We start from the raw sequence: 24,877 nt of genomic DNA, 5'->3' as shown, positions 1-24,877 counted from the left end.
AAAATGCTCGTGAGCGAAGCCGTCGGATTATAGAGATGTGTACTACTTATGTCAAGAACGTTCTTTTTCTTTTCATCCATTATTTTCTGAATCAGTCCCGACGGAGCCAGCTGCAGGCTGCCCCACGGCAACAGGATGAGCTTGCGCACCAGACAACTCCCCAGGGGCCTTGGCACTTGCCACGAACGTCTCCCGATACTCCTCGAATCCGCTTCCGGCAGGAATAAGCCGGCCCACGATCACGTTCTCCTTCAATCCGAGGAGATTATCCTCTCGTCCGTTAATCGCCGCCTCGGTCAACACGCGAGTGGTCTCCTGGAAGGAGGCCGCAGAAATGAAGCTATCCGTGGTCAATGCTGCCTTGGTGATGCCGAGCAAGACCGGCTTGCCGAGAGCCGGCTTCCCGTCCTTCTCCAAGACTCGCTGATTCTCTATATCGAAGAGCCCCTTGCTCACCTGGCTGCCTGGCAAGAACGAGGTATCCCCTGGATCCTCAATTCTGACCTTACGCAGCATCTGTCGCACGATGATCTCAATATGCTTGTCGTTGATCGACACACCTTGCAAGCGATAGACATCTTGCACTTCATCCACCAGGTACTTCTGCAGCTCTTTTGGTCCGAGCACGTCCAAGATGTCGTGGGGATTGGCTGACCCGTCCATCAACGGCTCACCGGCCCGAACCCAATCGCCCTCATGGACGTTGACGTGTTTACCCTTGGGAATGAAGTACTCCTTGACGTCACCCATCTTATTGTCGACCAGGACCTTACGCATACCCTTCACAAAGCCGCCATACGATACTTCTCCGTCGATCTCACTGATCACCGCCTGCTCTTTGGGCTTGCGTGCCTCAAAAAGTTCGGCAACGCGCGGGAGACCTCCGGTGATGTCCTTGGTCTTGGTCGTTTCACGCGGAATCTTGGCTAAGACGTCGCCGGGATGCACCATCGCACCCTTCTCAACGAAAATGTGCGCACCGACCGGCAGGAGATAGCGGGCAACCGGCGCCCCTCCAGAGCCGGACACTTTGGCCGTCTTTCCGCTATCATCCTTGATTGAGACGCGCGGTCGAAGCGTGGCTCCACTCTGTTCGATGATGACCTTGCGTGAGAGTCCGGTCACTTCGTCGAACTCCTCCTTCATGGTGACGCCTTCGAGAATGTCGCCATAGGCGACCTTTCCGCCCGTCTCGGTCAGGATGGTGAGTGAATAAGGATCCCATTCAACCAACTTCTGACCAACATCAACCCGATCACCATCCTTCACCTTGATTTTGGCACCATAGACAACCGGATATTTTTCGCGTTCGCGACCGCTGTCGTCAACGATCGCGATTTTGGCGTTGCGGTTCATGACGACCCATTCGCCCTCTTTATTCCGAACCGCAATGCCCGCATTGTGCACATCGGCGTTTTTCTTCGCATCCAGGCTCATGTACTTCAGATGACCCGCGTGCTTAGCCTCCAACACCGTCTGTTCGACCACTTTGCTGGCCGTACCACCGATATGGAACGTACGCATCGTCAACTGAGTACCAGGCTCACCGATGGATTGCGCCGCAATGACTCCAACAGGCTCGCCCTTTTCAACAAGACGTCCGCGGGAGAGATCACGTCCGTAGCAGAGCCGGCAGACGCCACGAGCAGACTGGCAGGTCAGCACTGATCGAATTTTGACCCGATCGACACCGGCCTCCACCACCGCCTTCGCCTGCTCTTCGTCGATTTCCTCGTTGAAGGAAACGATGATCTCACCCGTCACAGGATCGCGAATGTCTTCGCCGGCAAGCCGGCCAAGGAGGCGCTCTTCCAAGGGCTGAATGATTTCTCCGCCTTCGAGGAGGGCACTGACCAAGATACCGTCCGTCGTACCGCAATCCTCCTCGGTCACGATGACGTCCTGGGCGATGTCGACCAATCGACGTGTCAGATAACCTGAATTGGCCGTCTTGAGCGCCGTATCCGCCAAACCTTTTCGGGCACCGTGTGTCGAGATGAAGTATTGCAATACCGTTAACCCTTCACGGAAGTTCGCCGTGATCGGGGTTTCGATGATTTCACCGGATGGTTTGGCCATCAGTCCGCGCATACCGCCGAGCTGACGAATCTGCTGCGAACTACCTCTCGCACCAGAGTCGGCCATCATGAAGATCGGATTGAAGGATTCGATCTTTGCTGGATCACCTCCGGCGCCCAACTCCTTCATCATCTCATTGGCCACCTGCTCAGTGACGTGCGCCCAAATGTCGATGACTTTGTTGTAGCGCTCACCGTTGGTGATCAAACCTTCGGAATACTGTTTTTCAATTTCGTTGACTTCATGCTGAGCCTTCCCGATGAGGTCTTCCTTACGGGAGGGGATATGCATGTTATCGATACAGATGGACATGCCCGCCCGGGTCGCATAGTGGAACCCGAGATCCTTGATCTTGTCCAGGAATGTCACCGTCTCGCGATGTCCTGCCTGCCGATAGACCGCATCGATGAGTTTCGACATTTCCTTCTTGGTCATCAACTTATTGGCGTCGGCAAACGGCATCATCGGAGGAAGAATTTCAGCCAGGATGACGCGGCCGGCGGTCGTCTGCACCATCGCTCCGTTGACCCGGACCTTGATTCGGGCATGCTCGTCCAACGCTCCCGCATCGTAAGCAATTCGCGCTTCTTCAGGAGAGCCGAATAACTTACCTTCACCCTTCGCGCCAACCCGCTCCTTGGTCAACCAGTAACAACCAAGCACCATGTCTTGCGAGGGAACGGCAATCGGTTTCCCGTTGGCCGGAGACAGAATGTTGTTGATCGACATCATCAACACACGAGCTTCAACCTGCGCCTCCACGGACAACGGCACGTGAACCGCCATTTGGTCTCCGTCGAAGTCAGCGTTGAATGCGGCGCAAACCAACGGGTGCAGCCGGATCGCTTTGCCTTCAACCAGAACCGGATCAAAGGCCTGAATACCCAATCGGTGCAGGGTCGGAGCACGATTGAGCAACACCGGGTGCTCCCGGATGACTTCATCCAACACATCCCACACTTCAGGTCGCTCTTTTTCAACCAGCCGTTTCGCACTCTTAATGGTCGTGGCCGCGCCACGCTCTTCCAGCTTGTGGAAGATAAACGGCTTGAACAATTCCAGCGCCATTTTTTTAGGCAATCCACACTGGTGCAGACGCAACTCCGGCCCAACGACGATAACGGTTCGGCCCGAGTAGTCCACTCGCTTTCCTAGCAAATTCTGCCGGAAACGCCCTTGCTTGCCCTTGAGCATGTCGCTCAACGACTTCAATGGACGCTTGTTCGGCCCGCGAATCGCCCGACCACGCCGACCGTTATCAAACAGCGCGTCCACGGCCTCTTGCAACATCCGCATTTCATTGCGGATGATGACACCTGGCGCCTTCAACTCGATCAAACGCTTCAAGCGATTATTCCGGTTGATCACTCGACGATAGAGGTCATTGAGGTCTGACGTCGCAAAACGGCCCCCGTCCAACGGGACGAGCGGGCGCAATTCCGGCGGCAGCACCGGGATGACATCCATAATCATCCATTCCGGCTTATTACCGGAACGGCGGAACGCCTCCAAGACCTTCAACCGCTTGGCATACTTTTTCTTGAGCGCAGCGGAGGCAGAGGCCTTCGCCTTCACATGCAATTCATCCCACTGCGTGTTGATGTCGACTTTCCTGAGCAGTTCGCGAATAGCCTCAGCGCCGATGCCGACCTTGAACGCACCGCTCCCGTACTCAGACTGCAAGGACCGCAGCTGCTCTTCCGAAACCAACTCCTGCTCGCTCATGCTCGTCGATCCGGGATCGACCATGACGTAGCTCTCGAAATAGAGAATTTTTTCGAGCTGCTTGAGGCTCATATCGAGCAACGTCCCGATTCGGCTCGGCACGCCCTTCAGGAACCAGATATGCGCAACCGGCGCGGCGAGTTCGATGTGCCCCATCCGTTCACGGCGCACCTTCGATTGAATGACTTCGACACCGCACTTGTCGCAGACGATACCGCGGTGCTTCATTCGCTTGTATTTGCCGCAATTGCACTCCCAGTCCTTGATCGGACCGAAAATCTTGGCGCAGAACAACCCGTCCTTTTCAGGCTTGAACGACCGGTAATTGATCGTCTCGGGCTTCTTGACTTCGCCATAGGACCACGACCGAATTTTTTCCGGCGACGCAATGCGAATCCGCATCGAGTCGAACGACACCGAGTCGCGCGGCTTTTCGAATAATGTATATACACCTTCCAAGGTTGATCCCTCCTTAACGGCCGCCTGAGCGCAGTTCTGAGTGGTGAGCTATTCGGCTTCCGATCTCAAGACTCAGCACTAGAATCAGTCCTTTGATTTAACCAGCTCGACATCGAGCCCAAGACTTTGCAGCTCTTTGACTAACACGTTGAACGATTCCGGCAATCCAGGCTCCAGGAACGGTTCGCCCTTCACAATTGCCTCATACATGCGGGACCGGCCCGGCACGTCGTCGGATTTCACAGTCAGGAATTCCTGGAGAATGGACGCGGCCCCGTAGGCCTGAAGTGCCCACACTTCCATCTCCCCCAAACGCTGACCACCGAACTGCGCCTTTCCTCCGAGTGGTTGTTGCGTCACCAGGGAGTATGGGCCAATCGACCGGGCGTGAATTTTATCGTCCACCAGGTGGTGGAGCTTCAAGACATACATGTATCCGACCGTGACGGGGCTGCTAAAGGATTCACCGGTACGCCCGTCCATCAACATCGTTTGACCGCTTGGAGACAGCTTCGCCTTCTTGAGCAGTTCTTTGATCTCTTTCTCAGAAGCCCCGTCGAACACCGGGCTCGCCACCTTGATGCCCAACGCTCTGGCAGCCCACCCCAAGTGCGTCTCCAGGATTTGTCCCACATTCATACGGGACGGGACGCCCAACGGATTCAGAACGATTTCCACCGGAGTTCCGTCCGGCAAATAGGGCATATCCTCTTCCGGCAGCACGCGTGAAACGACACCCTTGTTGCCGTGACGCCCCGCCATCTTGTCGCCGACCTGGATCTTCCGCTTCATCGCGATGTAGACCTTGACCAACTTGATCACACCGGGCGGAAGTTCATCGCCCCGTCTCAATCGGCCGACTTTTTCGTCGTACAGAGTCTGCAGAATTTCAATCTGCTCCTTGGCGCGGCGTTCCACATCCTCCAGTTCCTTCTGCTCGTCTGGATCGCTGAGAATGATGTGCCGCACCATGTCGTCCGGAAGCCGCTTCAAAATTTCCGCAGTGAGCTTACCCTTCTTCTTCAGAATGACATCGCCCGTTTCTGGATCCATCAGGTCTCGTCCAACTACTTTACCAAGCAGCAGCTTGCGGACCTTCTTGGTCTTTTCATCTTCAATGATCCGCAGCTCTTCCTGGTGGTCGCGCTGCAACTTCATATGATCTTCGCTCTCGATACTCTTGGAGCGTTCATCCTTATCCAAGCCTTTGCGGGAGAAGATCTTCACATCGACGACGATGCCTTCCACGCCGGGCGGCACCGTGAGGGACGTATCCTTGACGTCCCCGGCCTTCTCACCGAAAATTGCGCGCAACAGTTTCTCTTCCGGCGTCAGTTGAGTCTCACCCTTCGGCGTCACCTTCCCGACGAGGATGTCGCCAGGCTTCACTTCCGCGCCGATCCGGATAATTCCGCTCTCATCGAGATCCCGAAGCGCTTCTTCACCGACATTCGGAATGTCGCGGGTAATATCTTCCTTGCCCAACTTGGTGTCGCGGGCTTCGACTTCGAACTCCTCAATATGGATGGAGGTGAAGGCATCTTCCCGCACCAGCTTTTCGCTCAACAAAATCGCGTCTTCGAAGTTATACCCGCCCCACGGCATGAACGCGACAAGCACATTCTTTCCGAGGGCGAGCTCTCCATGATCGATAGCAGGACCATCGGCCAGCACCTGCCCCCTCTTGACCGGCTCACCGATCCGAACCACCGGGGTCTGGGTGATACAGGTGTTCTGGTTGGAGCGTTGGAACTTGATCATTTCATACACATCAAGGCCGGAATCGTTGCGCTTGCGGCCCTCTTTGGCATCAGCCCGCACCACAATTCTGGTCGCATCGACACTTTCCACGACGCCTTCGCGCTTGGCCTGGACAACATAGCCTGAGTCACGCGCAACCACGGCTTCCATCCCGGTACCGACCAACGGCGATTCAGCCTTCAACAGAGGAACCGCCTGGCGCTGCATGTTCGATCCCATCAGGGCGCGGTTCGCGTCGTCATGCTCAAGAAACGGCACCAGTGCCGTCGCGACGCTGACGACCTGCTTTGGGGACACGTCCATGTATTCGATCTTGTCAGGGGTCGCAGTAATAAAGTCGCCGGCTGAACGTGCCGACACCGTCTCGGACACCAGTCGACCTGAGGTGTCAACCTTCGAATTGGCTTGGGCGATAATGTATTTGTCTCCCTCAATCGCCGAGAGATACTCCAACTCGTCACTGACCCGACCTTTCACAACCTTCCGATAGGGCGCCTCGATAAATCCGAATTCATTGATGCGCGCGTAGGTAGCCAGGGACGTAATCAAGCCGATGTTCGGACCTTCCGGCGTCTCAATCGGACAAATGCGGCTGTAGTGAGAAGGATGGACGTCGCGCACTTCGAAGCCCGCGCGCTCACGAGTCAATCCGCCCGGCCCAAGGGCCGAGAGTCGACGCTTGTGCGTAATCTCGGCGAGGGGATTCGTTTGGTCCATGAACTGGGAGAGCTGACTGCTGCTGAAAAACTCCTTCACGGCTGCCACGACCGGCTTGGCGTTGATCAAGTCGTGCGGCAACACGGTCTCCATATCCAGGAGATTCATGCGCTCTTTGATGCTCCGCTCCATACGCACAAGGCCGAGCCGGAACTGGTTTTCCAACAGCTCGCCGACAGACCGCACACGGCGGTTCCCCAAGTGGTCGATGTCGTCGATCTCACCGCGACCGATCTTGAGATTCACCAGATAGCGCACCACCTCGACAATGTCCTGCGCCGTAAGGGTCCGCTGCTCAAGGGCGAAATCAAGGCCCAGCTTCTTATTGAGCTTGAGCCGTCCGACCGGCGACAGATCGTACCGTTTCGGACTTAAGAACAAATTATCGAACAGGGCTCGCGCAGTTTCGACAGACGGGGTCTCACCCGGCCTGAGACGGCGATAGATCTCGACCATCGCCTCTTCCTTCGACCCGGTGCGCTCCATGTCGAGCGTATCGAGGATGACCAGCGTGGCATTGGTCGTATCCAGATAAATGACCTTGAATTCCTCGATATCGCTATCAAGGATCTTCTCCAGAATCTCTTCGGTCAGACGCTGATTTTTCTCGGCCAGCGACTGCTTCTTGCCGCTGTCGACCAACTCCGTCAGCACCGCGCGCCCCACCAACTCGGCGGGAGTGACAGGAATTTCCTTGATGCCCGCCGCCTTCAGCTTGGCGATCAGAACCTTCGTCAGCTTCGCTCCTTCGCGAACGAGCGGGTCCTTACCGCCCTTCTCCATCACTTCCGTCGAACACTTCAACCCATGATGGATTTCAGGATCAAGCTTCCGGTAGAGCTTCCCCTTGGAGACACGAATCTCCTCCACGGGGTAGTACATTCGCAACAGGTCGTCGGTGCTATACCCGAACGCCTTCAACAGGATCGTGGCAGGCATTTTCCGACGGCGATCGATGCGAACGTACAGAATGTCCCGTGCGTCGAACTCGAAATCGAGCCAGGATCCGCGATAGGGAATAATCCGGGCAGAGTACAACACCTTGCCGCTGGCATGGGTCCGCCCCTTATCGTGGGTGAACGACGCGCCCGGCGAGCGGTGCAACTGGCTGACCACCACTCGCTCGGTCCCGTTGATGAGGAAGGTACCGCGCTCGGTCATGAGCGGAAGTTCGCCGACATAGACTTCCTGCTCCCGAACGTCCAGCACCTTCTTCTTCGGCCCCTTGTCCTCTTTATCGAAGACAATCAACCGCACACGCAATTTCAAGGGAACGGCAAACGTCATTCCCTGCTCAAGGCACTCCCGTTCGTCGTACTTCGGAGTTCCCAAGGAATAGTTGGAGAACTCCAATGCCGCCGTGTTGTTGTAGTCAGTAATGGGAAAGACGCTGGCTAACGCCGCCTGTAACCCCTGATCCTTGCGACGGTCCGGCTCGACTTCCATCTGGAGGAACTCTTCGTAGGACCGCTTCTGGATTTCGATGAGATCGGGAATATCGATACTCGTACGAATCCGAGAAAAATCCTTACGTTCGACAAACTCCGAAAGAGTCGATTCCGACATTCGTTAGCCCTCCAAGCTCATAAGGAGATGAACGCCCCGCGCCATCCCAACGGACAACTCACACTGCCGCCCGGTAAACCGTTACTTAACTTCGACTTTCGCTCCGCTTTCCTCGAGCTTCTTCTTCATCGTGTCGGCTTCTTCCTTGGTGGCACCGGCCTTGATGGGCTTCGGAGCGCCCTCGACCAGGTCCTTCGCTTCCTTGAGTCCGAGGCTGGTGAGCTCACGCACCACCTTGATGACCTGGATCTTCTTGTCTGCCGGAGCACTGACCAGGATCACATCAAAGGCCGTCTTCTCTTCAGCGGGAGCCGCTGCCGCCCCGCCACCACCCACGGCCGCCACGGCCACAGGCGCCGCCGCCGTCACGCCAAAACGCGTCTCCAGCCCCTTGACCAGATCGGCCAATTCCAACACGCTCATGCCCTCGATTGCCTTGATCAATTCATCTTGTGACAACTTGGTTCCTGCTGCTGACATGTCGCCCTCCCCTTTCTTTTTATCCTGAATGGCTGCAATGACTCGCACAAACTTGCTTAACACTCCGCTCAACGCGTACACCACGCCGCGAATCGGGCCCTGCATGGCCGATAGCAGCATCGCAATCAACACTTCCTTTTTCGGCAGCTGCGCAATGGCGTTCAGATCCGCAGCCTGCACCAGCCGGCCTTCCAATACCCCGACCGTCACCTTGATCTTCTCAGACCGCTTTTCAGCCTGAATGAAATCGCGCAAGATCTTCGCCGGCAGAACCGGATCGTCATACCCGATCACCAGGCCAGTCGGCCCCTTGAAATGATCTTTGGCGTCCGCGAGAATCGTGCCGGTCGAGGCGCGCACGGCCAGGGTATTCTTGATGACGCAATACTCCGCCTTGGCGCCGCGCAACTGCCGGCGCAACTCGGTCATCTGATTGACGGGCATGCCGGCGCACTCCGTCAGAATCGCCAAGCGGGCGCGACCGAACTTTTCCGTCAACTCTGCGATCGCTGTTGCCTTCTCTTCTTTCTTCATGCCTCTCCCCTTACTGAGAACCTGCCTGTTCTCAACTCCACAACTTCGACAGCGCCACAGGATCCAGCTTCACGCCCGGCCCCATGGTGCTCGACATCGTCACACTCTTGATGTATCGGCCCTTGCAGGATGAGGGCTTCGCCTTCACCACAGACTCCAGCACGGCCTGCGCATTGTCATACAGCTTTTGAACGTCAAACGAGACCTTACCAACCGGCACTTGCACGATTCCGGCTTTCTCGACCTTGAACTCGACACGGCCCTTGCGAATTTCACTGACTGCCTTGCCGACCTCAAACGTGACCGTGCCGGTCTTCGGATTGGGCATCAGTCCGCGGGGACCAAGCACCTTTCCCAGCTTACCGACAGAGGCCATCAAATCAGGCGTGGAGATGGCACAATCAAACTCCATCCACCCGCCCTTGATCTTTTCCATCAGGTCGTCCGAGCCCACATGATCTGCGCCCGCCTGGCGAGCCTCCTGCTCTTTTTCGCCTTTGGCAAATACGAGCACGCGGAGCTTCTTACCCGTCCCATGCGGCAACGCCGTGGTCCCGCGTACCATCTGATCCGACCGCTTGGGATCGATTCCCAGACGAATCGCCAGATCGACGGACTCATCGTACTTGGCAAAGGCCGCCTGCTTGACAGCCTCGACAGCCTCTTTCAACTCATAAAACCTGGGCTCGATCTTTTCCTGAGCCGCGGTCAATTTCTTTCCCATACTGCTGCTCCTTCACATCCGCCGGAGGTTCACTCTGCAGAAACTTACTGGACGGTGATGCCCATGCTACGCGCGGTCCCCTGGATAATCTTGATGGCGCCCTCAAGATCGGCCGCATTCAGGTCGGACAACTTCTTCTGCGCGATTTCACGGACCTGGGCCTGACTCACTTTTCCCACCTTGTCCTTATGCGGCACGCCGGACCCCTTGATGATCCCGGCGGCCTTCTTCAGGAGGTCCGATGCCGGAGGCGTCTTCATGATGAAGGTAAAGCTCCGGTCCTTATAGACCGTAATGATCACCGGGATGATGCTATCCCCGTCCTTCTGCGTTTTGGCGTTAAACTGCTTGCAAAACTCCATAATGTTCACGCCGTGCTGACCCAATGACGGACCAACGGGCGGAGCAGGATTGGCCTTGCCGGCCGGAATCTGCAATTTAATCTGCGCTGATACTTCCTTGGCCATGAGTTACTCCCTGAGAACTGCGGACTGAGCACGAGGGCTGAGAACGGCTCTCAGTCCACCATCTCGAATCCAGTGACCTCAAATACGTTCGACCTGCAAGAAACCAAGCTCGACCGGCGTCGACCGGCCAAAAATACTTACAAAAACTTTTACCCGGCTATGATCAGCATCCACATCATCGACCGCGCCATTAAAACCGAGGAACGGACCATCTACAATCCGGACATTGTCCCCCTTGATAAACCGGACCTGCTCGCGCGGTCCTGCCGCGCCGGCATCTACCTGCTTCAGCAGAGAATCCACCTCTTCCGAGGACAGCGGTGTAGGCTGAGCCCCTCCCCCGACGAACCCGGTAACCTTGGGGGTCTCCTTAATCATCTGCAAGGTTTCATCAGCCAGCGGCGCCTCGAGTTCAATCAGAACGTAACCCGGGAAAAATTTTCTCCGGGACGTGCGTCGCTTTCCGTCCTTGATCTCGATTACATCTTCCGTCGGAACCAGGACCTGCCCAAGTCGCTCGGTGAGCCCCATTTGACTTGCGCGCTCAAGGAGACTGGTCTTCACGCGACCCTCAAACCCCGCATAGGTATGGATGACGTACCAGTTCTTATTGCTCATCATCTCCTCTCAGCTGAACATCCAGCATCGTATCGTCCGGGCAACGCCGGACCTGTCCAGCCGCACCACGCAACTAAATGACCTTGCGCATCAGCCAGCCCAGCACGGAATCCATCATCGACAGATAAAGGGACATGAGGATACAAAACACGATCACGACCGTGGTGGCGCCGATCGTTTCCGTCCTCGACGGGAACGAGACCTTCTTGAGTTCACCGCGCACACCCTCGATGAATTCTCGAATAGAGGCGATCAATCGCTGAAACACGGTTACAATCCTCTCTCCGAACTTCTCAGACAGTTTATCGAGCCGGCCTCGCCGACGCCGGACACCCACTCACTTACAAACAAGGGCTTGGCAGGGGCACTAGGATTTGAACCTAGACTCTCGGTTTTGGAGACCGATGTGCTGCCGTTGACACCATGCCCCTCCAGCCGGAACATGAGCGCTGCCGAGCCAAGGACCATGCCCAACCCAGCAGAGGAGCCCTACTTCACTTCCTTATGAGCGATGTGCTTCCGGCAGAACTTACAGAACTTGTTTCGCTCCAAGCGATCCGGATCGTTCTTCTTGTTCTTGCGGGTCGTATAATTTCGCTGCTTGCAGACCGTACAGGCCAAGTCGATGATATCTCGCATTTGCCATCCCCTGAGCCGTCAACGCTCAGCCGTCAACCCCACTTCGTGAGCTGACCGCTGATCGCTGATCGCGCATTCTTACGCTAAAATTTCCGTAACGACGCCCGAGCCGACGGTTTTGCCGCCCTCTCGAACCGCAAACCGCAACCCCTGATCCATGGCGATCGGACTGATCAATTCGCCCGTGACCGTCACATTGTCTCCCGGCATCACCATCTCCACGCCCGGCGTTAACGTCACGATCCCCGTCACGTCGGTCGTCCGGAAGTAGAACTGCGGCCGGTAGCCATTAAAGAACGGCGTATGACGTCCACCTTCTTCCTTGGTCAACACATAGATCTCCGCCTTGAACTTCGTGTGCGGCGTGATGCTCTTCGGCTTGGCCAACACCATGCCCCGCTCCACATCTTCCTTCTTCGTGCCGCGCAGCAAGACGCCGATATTGTCCCCCGCCTGCCCCTCATCGAGCACCTTGCGGAACATTTCCACGCCCGTCACGATGGTCGTCTGCGTGGGCCGCAAGCCGACGATTTCGATTTCGTCGCCGACCTTCACGATCCCCTTCTCGCATCGGCCCGTCACGACCGTGCCGCGTCCGCTGATCGTAAATACGTCTTCGATCGGCATCAGGAACGGCTTATCAATCGCCCGGGTCGGCGTCGGGATGTAGGTATCGACGGCTTCGAGCAACTTCAGAATGGACGGCACGCCCAACGGCCCCTGATCCCCTTCGACCGCTTTCAGCGCCGAGCCCTGCACGATCGGAATCTTATCGCCCGGGAAGTCGTACTTGGTCAGCAGCTCCCGCACTTCGAGCTCGACTAATTCCAACAATTCTTTGTCATCGACCTTGTCCGCCTTGTTCAGAAACACCACGATGTAGGGGACGCCGACTTGGCGCGCCAACAAAATGTGCTCCCGCGTCTGCGGCATCGGGCCGTCCGCGGCACTCACCACCAGGATCGCTCCATCCATCTGCGCGGCGCCGGTGATCATGTTCTTCACATAATCCGCGTGGCCCGGGCAGTCAACGTGCGCATAGTGCCGATTGTCCGTCTCATACTCGACGTGGCTGATCGCGATCGTCATGATCTTGCTGGCATCCCGGCGCCCTTGACTTTCGCTCGCCTTCGCCACTTCGTCATAGCTCACGAATTTCGCCATCCCGCGATCCGAGCAGATCTTGGTCAGCGCACTCGTCAGCGTCGTCTTGCCATGGTCCACGTGCCCGATCGTCCCGATGTTCACGTGGGGCTTCCGTCGCTCAAATTTCGCCTTCGCCATGATTCACTCCTTTTCTCAAAACACTGTTTTCCCAGAACCCTAACCGTATATTCCGGCTCTCCAGCAGCAGACAGCGACTCTAACCGGACAAACCTGACTATGGAGCCCACGACGCGAATCGAACGCGTGACCTCGTCCTTACCAAGGACGTGCTCTGCCAACTGAGCTACGTGGGCCCTGAACTCACAGTCTTAGTCCGCCCTCACACGCTCTGTCCGCACCGCGGTCGAGCACGCTGGATTTGGAGCGGGCGATGGGATTTGAACCCACGACAGCCAGCTTGGAAGGCTGGAACTCTACCACTGAGCTACGCCCGCCCACGGTGACCCGACCAACACTCCAACGATCCGACGCGACACGCTCGACCACACAATCCTGCGCATCGCCGGATCGCGCCCATTATCATTACCCAACCGGACGCACACGCTTCACGTGATATTCGGTCGAATACGCTCAGTTTGGTGGGCAGGCAAGGATTCGAACCTTGGAAGCCATAAGGCAGCAGATTTACAGTCTGCCCCCTTTGTCCACTTGGGTACCTGCCCGCTAGGCGCGTGTTCCCAAACTCAAGCGAATACTATTTATTTCAAGTAATTCCCGAACCAGAGCGACTTCATTCCCCGGAAAGAAGAATGAAAGTAAGCCCCACCATGCACAGCTCCCCAGCAAAACAACAGGGCTGGAGCGCTGATGAAATGAGGATTGACCTGGCTTCGAAAGCAGCCGATTTTATTTGCGACGCGTTCCATTGTCAAGGGGGTATGTTCTATGCAGGAACAATTCTACGATGCAGCAGGAGTGTCACAGGCTCCACTTGAGGGCGGCACAGCCCTCGCGCGCTTCATTACTTGACCGGCCTGGCGAATCATGTCCGCCGAACTGCCCAGAACTTCCTTCATGAGCAATAAGAGTTCCGGGGCTGACAGGCGAAAGTCCGGCGCAAGAAACCGCTTGCGTGCCAGCGCCTTTTCACCCGGATCCTCCGGCTCGTAATATCCACTCAGGCTGGCATCCTGCTCCGCCTGACTGAGCCGGGCGATCCAAGCCGGAACATTCAGCGCCCGGCCGGATGATCGAAGTTCACGCGCCCCCTTTTTCTCCACTTCCAGATGGGTCCAGATCGCCCATCCCACAAACACAGCCCAGGTTTCATTCAACGCTTCCCAGGACTCCGTCTCGCTGAGAAAGCGCTCCTCTTTCAAATCTTTCTTTTGGAGCACCGGCGTGATGAGGACCTGCTGATAGCGGCACCGTTGCCGCTCGCGGGCGAACGCCATAAACGACGCGTGGGCAGCCGACGGCGCACGCTCCTGTTCGAGAAAATCCATGTAGGCATGAAACAGTTCGTGATAAAGCGTTTCCAACTCCTTGTGCGTCAACCGCGACAATGGACGCAGGGTCCTCCCCGCTGCATTCAAAGACAGCGATCGATCCAACACCATGCGATGCTCGGACGGGTGATACTCCGCAGCAAACGCGTGCAGATCCTCAAACTCAAACGCCACAAACTGCGCGGGAATTTGTTCGAGGAACCGAGTGGGAAGATGGAGGGCTTTCGCTTCCGCCACCAATGTGCCCCAGACGTGCGAGGGGTCCGAAGCTGGCGCGGCCGTCTCTGCTCTGGCCTGGCCGAAGACCAGAAGTCCCAGTACCAGCCCCGCAGCCATCGCGGGCAAAACAGCTCCGAACCAACCGCTATGGACGTGCACCCGACGCATGTTCATCCTGAATCGTAGAATGGAGTACGGCAGCCCAAACCAGAGTTAGACGGTGGGAACGATCGACCTAGACGTACCGATCATGCTCGTGCCCCCATTCATGCCCATGGCCTTCCTCGACCAGAGCCAATGTTTCAAACAAACGGGGCGACACGTGATCCAGGAATCGCGACGGCTTGGACAACAACATACCGGAAGTCCGGTCGTACACATTGATCGGATAGGTCAGGAACAGGTAGCGCTTCGCCCGAGTCACCGCGACATACAGTAAGCGCCGCTCCTCTTCCAGCTCTTCATCGGTGTTGAAAGAAAATACAGAAGGGAACTTTCCGTCGACGACCCACAACAAAAATACGCACTGCCACTCCAACCCCTTCGCCGAATGAATCGTGGACAGCACCACCTGCTCATCGTCCCGCCCCGACGGTTCCACGCCCACAGCACTGCCGTCCGGCGGTGCCAGCGCCAAATCAGCCAGGAACTCAGTCAAGCCGGGATAACTTTCGGCAATGGTATGCAGATGATCCAGATCCCGAATCCGCTTGGGATAGTCATCATGATGATCTTTGAGGATCGGTAGATAATATTCATACACCCGATTCACCTGTTCGGTCGGACTCAAATCATCACTCTTCGACAGGTTTTCAAGCACCACCCCCAACTCTTTCAACCCCTTGCCCGAACGACCGCTACTGTCCCGCAACACCTGGTACGGATCGTTCACCCTCACCATGGCCGCCACCAGATCCTGCGCCTTCTTGGGACCCACCCCTTCGACCAGCATGAGTACGCGATGCCAACTGACTGCATCCTGAGGATTCACGACCACCCGCAAGTGAGCCAGGAGATCCTTGACATGGGCTGCCTCGATGAATTTGATCCCGCCCCGCTTCACAAACGGCAGCCCGCAACGCGACAACTCGATTTCCAGATCGAAGGAGTGAAAGCTGGAGCGAAAAAGTACCGCAATCTCACTCAGCGGAACGCCTTCTTCTCGCAGTTCCAGGATTTTTTGGGCCACAAATCGAGACTGCGCATTCTCCCCGGCCGCCTCCACCAGCGCCGGCAAGGGTCCATCCAGCTTGCGCGTGAACAGATGCTTCGTATATTTCTCGGGGGCTTCCTGAATGATTTCGTTGGCCAGGCTCAGAATCGGCTGGGTGCTGCGGTAATTTTCCTCCAACTTGTAGATCTTGGCGCCGGGGAACCAGGAGGGAAATTCCATGATGTTGCGGAACGTCGCGCCCCGAAACGCATAAATGGACTGGGAGTCGTCACCCACGACCATGACATTGTCGTGCGTGGCAGCCAGCTTCCGAATGAGTTCCGCCTGCAGCCGATTCGTATCCTGATACTCATCCACCAAAATGTAGCGGAATTGCTGTGAGATCGCCCGCCTGGTAGGCTCATCTTTCGTCAACAAGTCCCGCAGCAGCACCAGAAGATCGTCATAATCAAGGAGCTGGCGCTGGCGCTTCGCGGCCTGGTAGGCGCGCTGAAGCTTCCCTAGCGCTTCCAGATGATCGGCAAAGTGGGAAAACTCGTCGAGGACAATCTCTTCTAATCCACGCAGCGTGTTTTCGCACTTGCTGTAAATCTCCGCAATCGTTCCCTTGCGAGGGAATCGCTTATCTTTTTCGTTCAGGCCCAATTGGGCGCGCAGGAGAGCGATCAGATCTTCCGCATCGCCGCGATCCATAATCGTAAAGCCCGGTTCGATCCCGAGGACTCGTCCATGGCGCCGCAGCAGCATGTTGGCGACCGAATGGAAGGTGCCGCCACAAACTCGCTGGCTGCGCGATCCGATCAAAGCGCCGACACGCTCCAGCATCTCCTCCGAAGACTTCCTCGTGAAGGTCAGCAGCAAAATGTGCGAGGGATCCACCCCGGAATCAATCAGATAGGCGACGCGATGCACGAGCGTCCGCGTTTTGCCGCTTCCGGCACCGGCAATGACCAGCGCAGGGCCATCGGCCGCCGTCACGGCCGCATACTGCTGCGCGTTGAGCTCCTTGGCATAGTCCAACGAGAACTTCCGGACCTGGTCTTGATCCGAAGTCCGTTTCAGAATGTAGGGCTTGATCTCTCGGTCCATGTTGGCATCCGACTGGGCAGTGAGGCTCATGACGGGAGCGGTCGCGCTGTATAACATACCACCGGAGACCTTGCAACGACAGAGCTGCGAGTCGCCTGCTCCGCGCGCAGGCATCGAGATCAACACTTGGACCTTCAAATTGAGTTGTATATAATGCCGGACCAGCAGGGGACTTCTATGACAACCAGACCGTATTCATTCGCTCAGCAGATGCAAACCGTGGCGGAGCTCATGCTCGCAGTGGCAGGAGAGTCCGTCTCCGTCATCAAACGTGCGGCCCCGGAACAGGCCTTAAAGCTGAAACACCAGGATGAGTGGACCATTTATCTCGAATTCTTACGCGTCATGTTCAATCTGACCGATCGTGTATCGGCCCTCCACATCCCGCTCAAAGAACAACCGCAATTCATGGACCAGTTGACGGATACGGTCATCGACCAGCTCAAGAAAGCCCTGGAACCGGCCTTCGGCGCCGGCAGCGACCAGACGGAAATCGTGCTGACGATCGGAACAGCCGTGGCCGAAAGCCGACAGACCTATGAGCGTTACCGGTTTCTCGTGACGGAGGACAGCCCTGCCAAGAACGACCTGTACCGTGACTTCAGTGATCGCGTCGCCCGTGCGGTCGGAGCGCCGCGCAACCCGGGCGTAACCGCCGCGGCCACGCTCTGTGTCAGCGCCGTGATTCCGGCCCTCATCGGGATTTTCGAAGGGCAAACACCGCCCATCGCCGCCGAGGCTACTACCAACCCGGCTGAAACCGGGGGAAGCGGCGCGACTCGAGGAACCACCGGCGCCGATATTAAGCTGGTAAGTGTCATGTCGAGCATCAAAGGCGAAGAGGTCGAGACGCGATGGGGGCTCCATCCGCGTTTCCGCCAGGACCTGACGCAGGAGGAGGCGAAACAACTGACGACGACCATGAATCGAGTCGCCAAGATTCTCGGAGAGCGCTACGCCACCGTCGCCTTTTCTGACCAATGGGCATCCTGGCACAAAGCGGGACACGCCTGACATAGCATTCAGGAAGCGGGACCCTACAGTCCCCGTCCTCACGCATCGATCACATTCCACGGAGGCGTCGTGCAAGCACCCGACCACATACAACCCCCTCAAGATACGGTTCCCCAAAGCCTGCATCGACTCGGTGAACTGGCCCGCAATCTCTGGTGGAGTTGGAATCAACCGGCGCGTCAGCTGTTTGAGTCCATCGACCCCACGCTCTGGTTCCTTACTCATCACAATCCAGTTCAGCTGCTCTCAGGGGTGAAACCTGAACGCTTTGTCACCTTGGCCGGCGACCCGAATTTCGTCCGGCAATACTCGGCTGTGTTACGCGCCTTCGACGAATACCTGAGCAATAAGAACACCTGGGCGGCGACGGAGTTCCCCGCGCTCCAGAATTCTCCCATCGCCTACTTTTCGGCTGAGTTCGGGCTGCATATTTCCATCCCGATTTACAGCGGAGGACTTGGCATCCTGGCCGGAGACCATTGCAAAGAGGCCAGTGACTTGGGCATTCCTCTCGTCGGCATCGGCTTCATGTACCCACAAGGATATTTTAAACAGCGTATCAACCCGGAAGGATGGCAGGAAGCCACCTACGCGCCCTTCAATCGACACGATTCGCCGATTCACCAGGCGATGACGCCGACGGGAATTCCCTGCTCCATCAAGGTCGAGATCGGCCATCGCCAGGTTACCGTGCTCGTGTGGCAAGTACGTAACGGACGAATGTCCCTCTATCTCATCGATACCGATGTGCCTGAAAACACGCCCGAAGATCGCGCCCTCTCCGCGCGGCTCTACGGTGGGGACCAGGAAATCAGACTTTGTCAGGAGTTTCTGCTCGGGATCGGCGGCGTGCGGATCTTACGCGCCCTGGGTATCAGTCCCGCAGTCTGGCATTGCAATGAAGGCCATTCGGCTTTCCTGACCATAGAACGCATCCGGGAATTCGTCACCACCGGACACAGCCACGCTGAGGCGAGTGACCTGGTTCGGCAGAGCACCGTGTTCACCACGCACACCCCCGTTCCGGCCGGGCACGATATTTTTCCGTTTCACCTGATGGATCGCTACTTCAGTAATTATTGGGGCCAACTCGGACTTTCCAGAGAAGAGTTCCTGCGCTTGGGCGAAACGCCGGAAAGCGCCGGACACGGCTTCAATATGACCGCCCTTGCGATGCGGCTGTCGGCCCACGTCAACGGCGTAAGCCGCGAGCACGGGCGCGTCTCTCGACAAATGTGGCAACACCTGTGGCCTGGCCTGGCACAGGATCTCGTTCCTATCCGCAGCCTCACCAACGGCATCCACGCGCCCACCTGGATCTCCCCGGAAGCGAACTCGCTCTATGCCAAATACCTCAGCCCCGATTGGGCAGAACGGGTCGATGACCCCACCATCTGGCAACGGGTCACGGACCTGCCGGATGACGCCCTCTGGGCCGTTCGACAAACAACACGACGCAAACTGATGCGGTTTATCCGTGAACGTGCCCGGGACGGCTGGATTCGCGGCCATCTCCAGCCTATGCAAGCGATCGCCAGAGGAACGCTGCTGGATCCGGAAGCCCTCACGATCGGATTCGCCCGGCGGTTCGCCACCTACAAACGTGCAACACTCCTGTTCCGAGATCTCGACCGACTCAAGCAGTTGCTCCACAATCGGTGGAGGCCCGTCCAAATCGTGTTTGCAGGCAAAGCGCACCCGGCCGACGAACCGGGGCGCTACTTCATTCACGAAGTACTGAGTTTCTGCAACGATCACAAACTCGGTGGTCACGTCGCTTTCCTCGAAGACTATGACATGCATATGGCAAAGTACCTCGTGCAAGGCGTCGATATCTGGCTCAATACTCCACGGGCCCCGCTCGAGGCGAGCGGGACCAGTGGCCAAAAGGCCGCACTCAACGGGGTGATCAACCTCAGTGTCCTCGATGGCTGGTGGCATGAGGGGTACAACGGCGCGAACGGATGGGGCATTCAACCCCTACCCGAGGGAGCGGACACCCAGGCGCAGGACGCTCACGATACGGAACAATTGTTTCGTTTGCTAGAGCAAGAAGTCGTCCCCCTGTTCTACCAGCGCGACTTGGATGGCATTCCACGCGGATGGCTCCAGATCGTCAAAGAGAGCATTAAGACCGTTGCGCCCCGCTTTTGCACTAAACGGATGGTCAAGGAATACATGAGGCAGCTGTATGCACCGGCCACCGCGCGTACTCCAAACAAGTGGTAGCATAAGCGGGCCTGGCCCGAATCTTCAGCCAATCCGCCGACACGCAACCTGGGCCTTTCCGGCCGGGGTTGCACTGTTCGTCTTGTCCATTCCCCACCCGGCAGCGGCGGCTTCATCTTCACCCAAGCCCGCCGTCCCCTCACTCGAGCGACAGGCCATGACGCTCTACCAAGCGGCCGAATACAACCGAGTGTTGGAGCTCTTGCAACAGTTGCCCCCTGGCCAGCAACCAGGACTCGACGTCTTACGCTATAGCATTCGCAGTCATCTCAAACTCGGAAAGCCTGAGGAAGCCTGGAAACTCTACACCAAACTCGTCGCAAACAATCGTCCGGACGAACCCGCGTTGCTGCGGGAGATTGCACGAAGTTTTATTGTCACTCGTGTTCGTGATACGCAGGAACATATCCGCATCGCTGCCTACACGGCGCTGGCGGAAATGGGCGAGAGCGACACGTTACCGATCCTCGAAGACGGCTTGCTGGATTCATCGGCGCTGGTCCGCGCTCGCGCGGCCGAGGCCATTGGACGAGCCGGCCTGGCCGAACGCTCCTCGGCGCTCAAACGAGCGCTGCGCGATGAAGCTCCCGGCGTCCGCATCGCGGCAATGAATGCCCTCAGTGACGCCAAAGTGGCCGGCATAACGGATCAACTGACTGAAATCGCCCGCGTCGATGAGGGGCCGGAATCAATCTTTGCCTTCGCAGGATTGTACAAACTTGGACGAACGGACGTCCTGACCGACATCTCCAATGCAGTCACGCTCCCAGACCCTGAGGTGCGTATGGCGGCCCTAGGCATGCTCGGGCGGTTACGACGACCTGCGAGCCTGTCGATCTTGAGTCAAGCTGTCTACGATCCACATCCTGCGGTCCGTGCGTTTGCCGCGGGGGCTCTAGGAGAATTCGGTAGCACCGACGGGATCGCTCCACTGACACACGCTCTAAGTGACGAGAACCCGCGCGTCCGCAGTGTCGCCGCTTCTAGTCTCGGCCGCCTTGGCGACAGTGAAACTCGCAGCATTATCCAACCGCTGTTGCGGGACCCTGATGAGCACGTTCGCATCAGCGCCGTCGAGGCACTCCTCCGACTCGGTGATGCCAGCGCTGTTTTGAATGCCGCAGACCTCGCCCGCCATCCCGACCCCTCAGTACGTGGCGGAGCTGCGCACGCCCTCGCGGCTGCAACCACTCCAAATGCCCTGGCCGTGCTTGAAACTTTACTTCGAGACCAACAACCACTCCCGCGACTCATGGCCGCACGAGCGCTGGGAAAACTTCGACAGAAATCCCTTGTCTCGCCCCTTAAAACCGGTCTCCAAGATTCGGACCCCGCAGTCCGCATTACTTCAGCAGGAAGCCTCATCCATGTGTTGTCACAAAAAGACAAACAAGGGAGCGCCCGCTAGGGGCTGGGAATCAGCATGCTCAGATTTATAGGGCTATTGATGCTACTAGCCCTCTCGTTCGGGTTCGGATACCTCTGGGGGAAACAGCCGGCGAATAATCTTGAGCAAACAGTGCGGGATTTCTCGCGGAATGTCGTGGATACCACACTGGGGATAGAACGGGATTTACATCGCCGCCAAAGCCTAGTCGACGCAAAATCCAAAGTGGTGCAAGCGAAGGCCGAACTTTACAACAAAAATACAACCGATGCGGCAAGGGAATTGGCAGAGGCTATCGACTCACTCGAGCTAGTTACACGTGGGGGAAAACAGGTAGATCCTAACGCTCAGGTCAAAGAGCTGGCAGGAAAAATCAGAGAACTTCGCCTGGAACTATCCCTCGGAAAGAAGGTACCTGCCACGAAGCTGGACGACATCCAAAAAGAACTGGACCTCCTGCTCCGCAAGTGACGCCTTCGCTAAACGGCGGCCGGTTGCTTCTTCCACTTTGCAAGAATACGCTCGACTCGCATCTTGACCACCATATCACTGTCTTTCAGCAACGGCTTGATCGCTTCGCGACCACGCTCGTCACCGATAGCTTCAAGTGCCGCAGCAGCCGTCAGCCGAGTAAACCAGTCCTTATTTTGCAACATTTCAATCAGCGGATCGATAGCCTCGAGAGACTTAATACGCCCCAGCGCAATTACCGCTTGCTTCCGCACTAACTCTTCTTTGTCTTTCAACGCCTTGATCAGACCAGGCAGGGCCGGCTCACCAAGATTGACCAATGCGTCGGTGGCATCCTCCATGAATTCATCATTTCGGAGCTGCTGCATCAGAGGCTCAAGCACCCGCTCATCCCGAATTTTCCCGAGGGCCATGATGGCCGACTTCCGCACGTCCCAATCTCGAAGCAACTTAAGCAGAACCTCGACGGCGGGAGAACCGATCTGCCCAATCCCCTCAATTGCAACTTCCCTCACCTGCCAGTCGCCATCGCGAAGAGCCGCAGCGAGCGGTTCGACGCAACGCTCATCGCCCATTTCTCCCAGCGTGATTGCAGCTTCTCGCCTGACCACCCAATCGGGATCTTTGAGAAGATCGATTTGAATATCGATCTCGTCCTTGACCTGCTCCTCCTCAAGAACCACTTCCTGCAATGGGTCAGTGAGATCCTGGGCCCCTGCCGAAGAATCCAAGGACGCAGCCAGTTGATCCGAGACCTGATCTGTCAGAGTCTCATCCTCAACTGAGCCAATGGGGGAAACAGCCTGGGCCTGTTCTTCTTTTTCACCAGTGTGTTCCATATCAATGTTCCTTGTTCCGCAGAGGGGTAGGCGTGGCGGTCAAATTCGTCAATCCCGCAACCGTTTAGGACTTCGCTTCAGTCTGATTTCCAGCCGCATGCTTTTTTCTCAATGCAAGCGCGCGCCGCTTGCGCTGCACCCGCTTGAGCCGTTTACGTAAAGAGCGGGCAGCCGAATCACCTGAGAGTTTAGCTTCTTTTGTTACTCGTGCTGCAACTTTCTTCTTGAGTCGGACTTCGTCTGATTCACCGGCTGGTTTCTTTGCCATTCAGCTTTCAACCTCCAACAATTAAGATCAACAAACGTAAGAAATGACGGCACAATCAGGCTTTACTTTAGAAGGGGCAGTCTAATCAAGTACGGGCAGAAGTGTCAACTAACGGAGTGCGGCTCAGTTAGGAGAGGATGAGGACAGGGACGGTATTGTGAGCCGTGTGGTCAGCCGCCAGCATGCTGCCGATACGGCGCTCACGCCTAACATAGAGCGCTTCTTGTGGCATCATTCTTACAGGAAGGGCGGGTCGTTCAACTCCCTCCTCCGGGCGACGATGTTGCTTCACTGCGCGCGTACCCATATTCAACAACACACCGGCGACAGCAGGGATCTTCGTCGTGGGTATCTGCACGACCGGACGATGATCTCCAATCACTTCGATCTGCACCGCCGTGGTACCGGCTTCAACCATGCCTAACTCGCGAGCCGCAGCATGCGAAAGATCCAGCATACGCCCCGCAACGTAAGGTCCCCGATCATTGATTCGAACCTGAACGGTCCTCCCATTGGTCAAATTGACTACACGGACCACACTACCTAACGGCAATTTGCGATGAGCAGCAGTATAGGCAGTCATATCGAAGAGCTCCCCATTCGCGGCTAGTTTCCCATGGAACTCTTTGCCGTACCATGAGGCCACCCCCCGATCTTTAATACCGAGATCCAGGGTGAGCTCACCTTTCGGTAACGCAGAACAGGCACTCAGGAGAAGACAGCCCGCCAGAGTAATCAGAGCGTAACCGGCCTTGCGATGGAAAGGGTTCCGGGAATTCAGATCCATAGAAGCACCTCGTGTGAAAGCCTACGCATCACCGTCTGTCAAACGACTCTCGTGCTCAGTGATGACAGGCTACGCAAGATTCCCCTTGACGACAATACCATCTGGGTAGCAATGCCCCCTACAAACAGGCAGCGAATTCATGGCTCAACGAAGAAGAAGTCTATAATTTTGCTGAACAGAACGTACCGACTAGATAAGGGAGTTTCTTCCGCTCACCGATATGCAGGATGCCTCTCCGCTCAGAACTACTGATGGTTCAAGAATGAACACAATCCCAAATTGTCGGGCTCTCGGATCAACCATATAAAATCAAGCCAGCCCGACAGTTCGATTTCCCGCCGGCGACCTGGTTTAGCGAAATCGAATAGCTCGATCCTCGAATTTGGTGTTTACGACGAACCGCTCGAAATTCTTCTCCAACACTTCAGACAGAATACTTTCCCCATCCTGCGGATCGAACCACAACACATTGTCATGGCTACCTGAATGTGCGTCGGTTCGTACGAGTGAGCTGCTGTCTTCTCGGTTGCTCGCCTGAATAACCAGCTTGGTTCGAGCTTCAATATCAGTAAGAAATACCCCGCGCTTGGCATCAACCGCCAGTTCGAGAATCTTCCCGGAAAGCACAACATCGGGACCGGCTTCTGATGCCGGTGGGGCAGTCTTGGCGTACTGTGCCTGCCATCCTTTGCGCTTGAGATAGTCGGCGAAAGCCTGGGCCGTTTCCTCGCCGGCACTCCCGCTCGACACGTTAAAGTAAGTTTCTCCGCCCCACATCGAACTCCGACCCCCTACCTTGGTTCGATCGGCCCTCCCATCTTCAAACGGAATGACCGTCACTCGAGGCCCCGCCATAGGCTTTACCACCTGAGCCGCACCGGCGGCATCCGTTTGCATTTTCGGGGTCAGGTTCATCGGAATAATGTCGCCTTTTCCGGAGCAGCCCAACAGGAGCAGCAACCCGACGGCCACCGGCGCAGATATCCCCCGCACCACATGCTGTCGAATCATAAAAT

19 protein-coding genes and 4 tRNA genes are annotated in these 24,877 nt (G+C 56.7%); 4 read left to right on the top strand and 19 right to left on the bottom strand.

Going from position 1 to position 24,877, the window contains the following annotated elements:
* Positions 1-72 precede the first annotated feature (72 nt).
* From rpoC to H8K11_09155, 15 genes are all read right to left on the bottom strand, one after another.
* Positions 73-4,263 (bottom strand): DNA-directed RNA polymerase subunit beta', encoded by a 4,191-nt coding sequence (gene rpoC / locus H8K11_09225; GenBank protein MCS6263924.1) that lies wholly within the window; start codon positions 4,261-4,263, stop codon positions 73-75.
* Positions 4,264-4,347: 84 nt separating this feature from the next.
* Positions 4,348-8,307 (bottom strand): DNA-directed RNA polymerase subunit beta, encoded by a 3,960-nt coding sequence (rpoB, locus tag H8K11_09220; GenBank protein ID MCS6263923.1) that lies wholly within the window; start codon positions 8,305-8,307, stop codon positions 4,348-4,350.
* A gap of 81 nt (positions 8,308-8,388) precedes the next feature.
* Positions 8,389-9,321, bottom strand: a complete 933-nt coding sequence (rplL, locus tag H8K11_09215) for a 50S ribosomal protein L7/L12 (protein MCS6263922.1) — start codon at positions 9,319-9,321, stop codon at positions 8,389-8,391.
* Between the two features lie 31 nt (positions 9,322-9,352).
* Entirely contained in the window at positions 9,353-10,045 is a 693-nt protein-coding gene (locus H8K11_09210) for a 50S ribosomal protein L1 (protein MCS6263921.1), read from the bottom strand.
* 44 nt (positions 10,046-10,089) lie between these two features.
* Positions 10,090-10,512: a 50S ribosomal protein L11 gene (gene rplK, locus H8K11_09205; GenBank protein ID MCS6263920.1), complete on the bottom strand. Its 423-nt coding sequence runs from the start codon at positions 10,510-10,512 to the stop codon at positions 10,090-10,092.
* Positions 10,513-10,590: 78 nt separating this feature from the next.
* Positions 10,591-11,130 carry a transcription termination/antitermination protein NusG gene (nusG, locus tag H8K11_09200; GenBank protein ID MCS6263919.1) on the bottom strand — a complete coding sequence of 180 codons (540 nt, stop codon included), beginning with the start codon at positions 11,128-11,130 and terminating at the stop codon, positions 10,591-10,593.
* A gap of 73 nt (positions 11,131-11,203) precedes the next feature.
* Positions 11,204-11,398, bottom strand: coding sequence for a preprotein translocase subunit SecE (gene secE / locus H8K11_09195; protein ID MCS6263918.1), 195 nt, complete (start codon positions 11,396-11,398; stop codon positions 11,204-11,206).
* A gap of 88 nt (positions 11,399-11,486) precedes the next feature.
* Positions 11,487-11,561, bottom strand: a tRNA-Trp gene (locus H8K11_09190).
* A gap of 58 nt (positions 11,562-11,619) precedes the next feature.
* Positions 11,620-11,769: a 50S ribosomal protein L33 gene (gene rpmG / locus H8K11_09185; GenBank protein ID MCS6263917.1), complete on the bottom strand. Its 150-nt coding sequence runs from the start codon at positions 11,767-11,769 to the stop codon at positions 11,620-11,622.
* 78 nt (positions 11,770-11,847) lie between these two features.
* Positions 11,848-13,053 (bottom strand): elongation factor Tu, encoded by a 1,206-nt coding sequence (gene tuf / locus H8K11_09180; GenBank protein ID MCS6263916.1) that lies wholly within the window; start codon positions 13,051-13,053, stop codon positions 11,848-11,850.
* Positions 13,054-13,153: 100 nt separating this feature from the next.
* Positions 13,154-13,229, bottom strand: a tRNA-Thr gene (locus H8K11_09175).
* A 66-nt stretch (positions 13,230-13,295) separates the two neighbouring features.
* Positions 13,296-13,370: transfer RNA gene (locus H8K11_09170), tRNA-Gly, on the bottom strand.
* A gap of 142 nt (positions 13,371-13,512) precedes the next feature.
* Positions 13,513-13,598: transfer RNA gene (locus tag H8K11_09165), tRNA-Tyr, on the bottom strand.
* Between the two features lie 237 nt (positions 13,599-13,835).
* On the bottom strand, positions 13,836-14,771 hold the full coding sequence (locus H8K11_09160) for a hypothetical protein (protein MCS6263915.1): 936 nt from the start codon (positions 14,769-14,771) through the stop codon (positions 13,836-13,838).
* Between the two features lie 67 nt (positions 14,772-14,838).
* Positions 14,839-16,992, bottom strand: a complete 2,154-nt coding sequence (locus H8K11_09155; protein MCS6263914.1) for an ATP-dependent helicase — start codon at positions 16,990-16,992, stop codon at positions 14,839-14,841.
* A gap of 51 nt (positions 16,993-17,043) precedes the next feature.
* Here H8K11_09155 and H8K11_09150 point away from each other — a divergent pair, with 51 nt between their 5' ends.
* The 4 genes from H8K11_09150 to H8K11_09135 all read left to right on the top strand — a co-directional run bounded on the left by H8K11_09150 (position 17,044) and on the right by H8K11_09135 (position 21,967).
* On the top strand, positions 17,044-17,880 hold the full coding sequence (locus H8K11_09150) for a hypothetical protein (GenBank protein ID MCS6263913.1): 837 nt from the start codon (positions 17,044-17,046) through the stop codon (positions 17,878-17,880).
* A gap of 69 nt (positions 17,881-17,949) precedes the next feature.
* Positions 17,950-20,109, top strand: coding sequence for an alpha-glucan family phosphorylase (gene glgP, locus H8K11_09145; protein ID MCS6263912.1), 2,160 nt, complete (start codon positions 17,950-17,952; stop codon positions 20,107-20,109).
* Positions 20,110-20,266: 157 nt separating this feature from the next.
* The gene (locus H8K11_09140; protein MCS6263911.1) at positions 20,267-21,517 is read left to right on the top strand and encodes a HEAT repeat domain-containing protein; all 1,251 of its coding nucleotides are present in this window, start codon (positions 20,267-20,269) and stop codon (positions 21,515-21,517) included.
* Positions 21,518-21,532: 15 nt separating this feature from the next.
* Complete coding sequence (locus tag H8K11_09135; protein MCS6263910.1) at positions 21,533-21,967, top strand: hypothetical protein; 435 nt, start codon at positions 21,533-21,535, stop codon at positions 21,965-21,967.
* An 8-nt stretch (positions 21,968-21,975) separates the two neighbouring features.
* Here the strand turns inward: H8K11_09135 and H8K11_09130 are convergent, their stop codons facing one another.
* The 4 genes from H8K11_09130 to H8K11_09115 all read right to left on the bottom strand — a co-directional run bounded on the left by H8K11_09130 (position 21,976) and on the right by H8K11_09115 (position 24,872).
* Positions 21,976-22,806: a HEAT repeat domain-containing protein gene (locus H8K11_09130; protein MCS6263909.1), complete on the bottom strand. Its 831-nt coding sequence runs from the start codon at positions 22,804-22,806 to the stop codon at positions 21,976-21,978.
* A 64-nt stretch (positions 22,807-22,870) separates the two neighbouring features.
* Complete coding sequence (locus tag H8K11_09125) at positions 22,871-23,074, bottom strand: hypothetical protein (GenBank protein MCS6263908.1); 204 nt, start codon at positions 23,072-23,074, stop codon at positions 22,871-22,873.
* Between the two features lie 127 nt (positions 23,075-23,201).
* On the bottom strand, positions 23,202-23,861 hold the full coding sequence (locus tag H8K11_09120; protein MCS6263907.1) for a septal ring lytic transglycosylase RlpA family protein: 660 nt from the start codon (positions 23,859-23,861) through the stop codon (positions 23,202-23,204).
* A gap of 351 nt (positions 23,862-24,212) precedes the next feature.
* Positions 24,213-24,872, bottom strand: coding sequence for a hypothetical protein (locus tag H8K11_09115; protein ID MCS6263906.1), 660 nt, complete (start codon positions 24,870-24,872; stop codon positions 24,213-24,215).
* Positions 24,873-24,877 lie beyond the last annotated feature (5 nt).

The organism is Nitrospira sp. (assembly GCA_024998565.1).
In the GTDB taxonomy this organism is placed as follows: Bacteria; Nitrospirota; Nitrospiria; order Nitrospirales; family Nitrospiraceae; genus Nitrospira_A.
Note: the sequence above shows the minus strand (reverse complement) of the source record. Positions and strands in the feature narration are given on the sequence as shown.

What these genes read in the sequence shown, in the direction of transcription:
- rpoB (MCS6263923.1), bottom strand. Translation starts at nt 8,307, where the DNA reads ATGTCGGAATCGACTCTTTCGGAGTTTGTCGAACGTAAGGATTTTTCT.
- rplL (MCS6263922.1), bottom strand. Translation starts at nt 9,321, where the DNA reads ATGAAGAAAGAAGAGAAGGCAACAGCGATCGCAGAGTTGACGGAAAAG.
- H8K11_09210 (MCS6263921.1), bottom strand. Translation starts at nt 10,045, where the DNA reads ATGGGAAAGAAATTGACCGCGGCTCAGGAAAAGATCGAGCCCAGGTTT.
- rplK (MCS6263920.1), bottom strand. Translation starts at nt 10,512, where the DNA reads ATGGCCAAGGAAGTATCAGCGCAGATTAAATTGCAGATTCCGGCCGGC.
- nusG (MCS6263919.1), bottom strand. Translation starts at nt 11,130, where the DNA reads ATGAGCAATAAGAACTGGTACGTCATCCATACCTATGCGGGGTTTGAG.
- rpmG (MCS6263917.1), bottom strand. Translation starts at nt 11,769, where the DNA reads ATGCGAGATATCATCGACTTGGCCTGTACGGTCTGCAAGCAGCGAAAT.
- tuf (MCS6263916.1), bottom strand. Translation starts at nt 13,053, where the DNA reads ATGGCGAAGGCGAAATTTGAGCGACGGAAGCCCCACGTGAACATCGGG.
- H8K11_09160 (MCS6263915.1), bottom strand. Translation starts at nt 14,771, where the DNA reads ATGCGTCGGGTGCACGTCCATAGCGGTTGGTTCGGAGCTGTTTTGCCC.
- H8K11_09150 (MCS6263913.1), top strand. Translation starts at nt 17,044, where the DNA reads ATGACAACCAGACCGTATTCATTCGCTCAGCAGATGCAAACCGTGGCG.
- H8K11_09140 (MCS6263911.1), top strand. Translation starts at nt 20,267, where the DNA reads ATGACGCTCTACCAAGCGGCCGAATACAACCGAGTGTTGGAGCTCTTG.
- H8K11_09135 (MCS6263910.1), top strand. Translation starts at nt 21,533, where the DNA reads ATGCTCAGATTTATAGGGCTATTGATGCTACTAGCCCTCTCGTTCGGG.
- H8K11_09130 (MCS6263909.1), bottom strand. Translation starts at nt 22,806, where the DNA reads ATGGAACACACTGGTGAAAAAGAAGAACAGGCCCAGGCTGTTTCCCCC.
- H8K11_09125 (MCS6263908.1), bottom strand. Translation starts at nt 23,074, where the DNA reads ATGGCAAAGAAACCAGCCGGTGAATCAGACGAAGTCCGACTCAAGAAG.
- H8K11_09120 (MCS6263907.1), bottom strand. Translation starts at nt 23,861, where the DNA reads ATGGATCTGAATTCCCGGAACCCTTTCCATCGCAAGGCCGGTTACGCT.
- H8K11_09115 (MCS6263906.1), bottom strand. Translation starts at nt 24,872, where the DNA reads ATGATTCGACAGCATGTGGTGCGGGGGATATCTGCGCCGGTGGCCGTC.